The sequence below is a fragment of the Trueperaceae bacterium genome (assembly GCA_031581195.1).
Taxonomy (GTDB): Bacteria; Deinococcota; Deinococci; order Deinococcales; family Trueperaceae; genus SLSQ01.
The window spans coordinates 1-3,659 of sequence record JAVLCF010000051.1 but is presented as its reverse complement, the minus strand read 5'-3'; the positions used below and the strand labels follow the sequence as shown (position 1 = coordinate 3,659).

4 protein-coding genes are annotated in these 3,659 nt (G+C 76.0%); 2 read left to right on the top strand and 2 right to left on the bottom strand.

Features of this window, described 5'->3' with window-relative positions; genetic code table 11:
* Together RI554_06305 and RI554_06300 are read left to right on the top strand one after the other, a co-directional pair.
* Positions 1–1,658, top strand: a 1,658-nt coding sequence (locus RI554_06305; protein MDR9391624.1) for an invasin domain 3-containing protein, incomplete at its 5' end; no start/stop codon positions are given.
* On the top strand, positions 1,655–1,876 hold the full coding sequence (locus RI554_06300) for a hypothetical protein (protein MDR9391623.1): 222 nt from the start codon (positions 1,655–1,657) through the stop codon (positions 1,874–1,876). The genes RI554_06305 and RI554_06300, both read left to right, overlap by 4 nt.
* A gap of 79 nt (positions 1,877–1,955) precedes the next feature.
* Here the strand turns inward: RI554_06300 and RI554_06295 are convergent, their stop codons facing one another.
* Both RI554_06295 and RI554_06290 read right to left on the bottom strand, forming a co-directional pair.
* Complete coding sequence (locus RI554_06295) at positions 1,956–2,732, bottom strand: tyrosine-protein phosphatase (protein ID MDR9391622.1); 777 nt, start codon at positions 2,730–2,732, stop codon at positions 1,956–1,958.
* Positions 2,733–2,841: 109 nt separating this feature from the next.
* A complete protein-coding gene (locus tag RI554_06290; protein MDR9391621.1) occupies positions 2,842–3,621 on the bottom strand; it encodes a hypothetical protein in 780 nt (259 codons plus the stop codon).
* Between the last annotated feature and the right edge of the window lie 38 nt (positions 3,622–3,659).

Sequence of the window (3,659 nt, the reverse complement as noted above, 5' to 3'; positions counted from 1 at the left end):
TCGAGGCTGTGATCAACGCGGATGACGATGTCGGGGGTGTCGTCGGCGACCAAGCTAGCCCGAGTGCCCTCACGCGGGTCCTCGTCGCCGGCGCCGTGTCCGGTGCTGCGTCCTCCACGGGCGCGCTCGTGGGGGACGCCGACGCGACGACCGTGACCGCCACCGACGTCTTCTGGAACGCGACGGTCTCGCCGGATCTCCCCGCTTCGGGGGCCGGGACCGGCACGATGGTCGGCACGGCGCGCGGCATATCCGAAGCGGCGGCGCAGGCGTACGGCACGTACGCAGCGGCGGGCTGGAGCATCGCCAACGGGCGTCCGCGCGTCGAGGGGTCGGCGAACGCGACGTGGACGGTGTGCAGTGGGGCGTTCCCGACCCTCGCGTGGCTCGCTCCGGCGTCGTGCCTGCCGGCCTCGTCGCCCGTCGCCGGGCTCGCCGTCGGGGGCTTCGACGGCGCGCAACTCCGCAACGTCCCGTTCGACGTCACCGTCTCCCTCGTCGACGCGGTGGGCGAGCGCGCCTTCGCGACGACGGCGTCGACGCTGGCGCTGTCCGCCTCGGGGGGCGCCGTCGACGGGGACCTGCTTCGGTACGTCGGGGACGACGCCGTCGCGCCCCGGGTCACGGTGTCGCCGGGCGACGCGTCGGTCGTGGTGAAGGATGTGTTCTACACCGGGCTGAGCGGGCCGGAGGGCGGCGACGTCGCACTCGTCGTCTCGGGCGTCGACGGCGACGTCGCGAGCACCCGCACCTCGACGAGCGACCTGTCGGTCCGCGACGTCGAGATGCGCGTCGACGTCTCCCCGACGACCGTGCTCGTCGACGGGGTGGACACCGCCACCGTGACGGTCGACCTGCTCGATGCCGACGGCGCCCCCGTCGCCGGCGAACCGATCACCCTCACGACCGACCTCGGTGGGTTCGCCCGGCCGGCGGGTGCCCCGGTGGCCGAGCGGGTGATCGACACCGACGCCGACGGCCGCGTCCAGGCGACGTTGTCGCCCGACGGCCGCGTCGGGGTTGCGACCGTGACGGCGCGCTGTCCCGGCGCCTGCCCGAAGCAGGTGGAGGTCACCTTCACGGGTGAGGTGGACGACCTGCGGGTCGTGCCCGGGAACGGCGAGGCGTGGCTGTACTTCGCGCCGCTCGGGGCGGGGGTCACGACCGTCGCGTACGAGCTCGATGCCTCGGGGACCTGGGTCGAGGCCGACCCCCCGCGGACGCGGGGCCCGATCCGCATCGACGGTCTCGAGAACGGCCGCTCGTACGCCGTCCGCGTGAAGGGGCTGACCGTCGCGGGGGAGCTTCCGGCCACCGACCCGGTGACGTTCACGCCGGGACCGGTCGCGCGCCCCGAGGTCACGTGGAGCGCCGGCCCGGTCGGAACGGCCGACGTCGTGGGCGGCGCCACCCGCGTCACGACCACCTTCACGGTCACGAACGAGGGAACGACCCCCCTTCCCGAGGTGTGGGTCGGAGCGCCGGACGGCGGCGCCTGGATCCTGGACGCCGTCCGCATCGACGGTCCCGACGACGCCCCCTCCGTCCTCGTCGCGGAGGAGGCCACGCGCTGGCGCCTCCGCTTCCGCGACGCGCCGCTCGCGCCGGGCGGCTCGGTGGACGTCACCCTCACGCTGCGCGAATCGGAGGTCGAATGATGCGACGCTTCACGAACGCTCTTGCCCGCTTCGTGGCGGGGGGTGCCCTCGTGCTGCTCCTGGCCGGATGCGGACTCTTGGGTGGGGGCGGCGGCACCGCGTCGGCGCCCGAGCAGGGCACCGTGACGCTGTGCAGCGCCACGGTGCCGGAGCCCGACGCGGCGGAGGAGGTCTGCCAGGAGGTGGCCTTCGCCTACGAGGCTCCGGCGGCCGACTGACGCCCCGTCGGGGGCGGTCGAGACGGGGGCACCGGCGTCCGCGCCGGTGCCCGCCCCATCGTGCGCCTCGGGTCCGGCGTCAGGGCAGCAGGCCGCGCGCCGCGTCGAGCAGCTCGTCGTCCACGTGGGGAAGCGCGCCCTCCAGGTAGTGGCGTTCCGCCCCGAGCAGGCCGGGGGCGGCCGCCTCCGGGACGCCCGTCGCGACGACCGAGGCGAGCAGGCGGTCGTGGATCGGCGCGAGCCGTTCCTGGGTGAGGACGTACTCGTCGAGGACCGCGGGTTCCGGGACGCTCGCGGCGCGCAGCAGCGTCGCGGCCACGAGGCCCGTCCGGTCCTTGCCGGCGGTGCAGTGCACCAGCACCGCGCCGCGGTCGCGGGCGGCGTGCATGCGTTCGAACAACGCCAGGAACCGCGCGCGTCCGGTGGCGAGCAGGTCGACGTACATGCGCTCCAGGTCGAACGGGTCGCCGTCCAACGCGCCGGCGTGCCGCGCCTCGAGGAGGGGCGCCATCAGGTCGACGCCTTGGACGTCGAACCGCCCGTCCTCGTGCATCGCGCCGGGCTCGTTCTCGCGCTCGACGGCGTTGCGCAGGTCGAAGATCGTCCGCACGCCGACCTCGTGCAGCCGGTCGCGGTCGGCGTCGCTGGCGTGCACGAGCGAATCGGCGCGCCACACGCGGTCGAAGGGCGTGGTGCCGCCGGTCTCGCGCGGCCATCCCCCCAGGTCGCGGACGTTGCGCGCCCCCTCGAGTTCGAGGAAGCGGGGGGCGCGGTGGGCGGGGACGCCGTCGTCGCGGACGTCGGGGTCGGGCGGTGGGGGGTCGGATGCGGGGTCGAATGCGGGGTCGTGCGCCATGCCGTCCTTCTACCCCAGCGCACGTCATGGGGGCGTCCGGCGTTCGTCCCGGCACGCGTCCCCTCGAACGTCGGACCGATCGTCCGACCGAAGCAGCCCGGGGTGGGGCTCAGCGGTCGCGGCGGGCGAAGGCGAGCGCCGCGGCGCCGGCGAACGCCGCGCTCCAGGCCGCCGTGGCGAGCACGCCCCACGCCAGGGTGGGGCCGGGCACCGCGTCGCGGAGCAGGACCGCGACCGGGCCGACGAGGACCGGAACGTCGAGCGCCTCGAGCAGGCCGACGCGGACGGCGTCGGCGGGGTGGAGGAACAGCGCGGCGGTGAGGAGGCCGAACAGCGGACGGTCGCCGGCCGCGTTCGCCAGCGCGACGACGGCGGGCCCGTAGGCCAACGTCACGAGCGCCCAGCCGGCCAGACCGATCGCCAGCGCCCGGGTCGCGTCGAGCGTCACCGCGGAGGCGAGGGCTGCGGCGGCGGTCCAGGCCATGACCGACGTCGCGAGCGCCACGTACAGCAGGGCCAGCTGGGTCGGGGTCGTCCCGAGCGCGAGGGCGGCGAGCGACGCGCCGACCGCCAACGGCACGAACGCGCCGGCCGCGATCCCCGCCGCGGCCCGCACGTAGGTGCGGCCGGGGGCGGGGTGCAGGGCCGCCCAGAACGCCCACGCGTCCCGTCGGGTGAGGAGGGGGGCGGCGAGCACCAGCAGCAGCGGCGGGACGTACACCTGCAGCGCCGCGACGAGGCTCACGAGCCCGACGGCCCCGCCCGGGTCGCGGAACGCCAACCCCAGCAGACCGACGGCCAGGCCCGCCGGCCACGCCCCGGGGTTGCGCAGCACCTCACGGAGGTGCAGCGTCCCCAGGCCGGGCCGGCGGCGAGGGCGACCGCTCACCAGGGCGGCACCCACGGGCGGTCGTCCGCCTCCTGGCG

Coding starts and splice junctions, on each gene's coding strand:
- RI554_06300 (MDR9391623.1), top strand. CDS start 1,655: ATGATGCGACGCTTCACGAACGCTCTTGCCCGCTTCGTGGCGGGGGGT.
- RI554_06295 (MDR9391622.1), bottom strand. CDS start 2,732: ATGGCGCACGACCCCGCATTCGACCCCGCATCCGACCCCCCACCGCCC.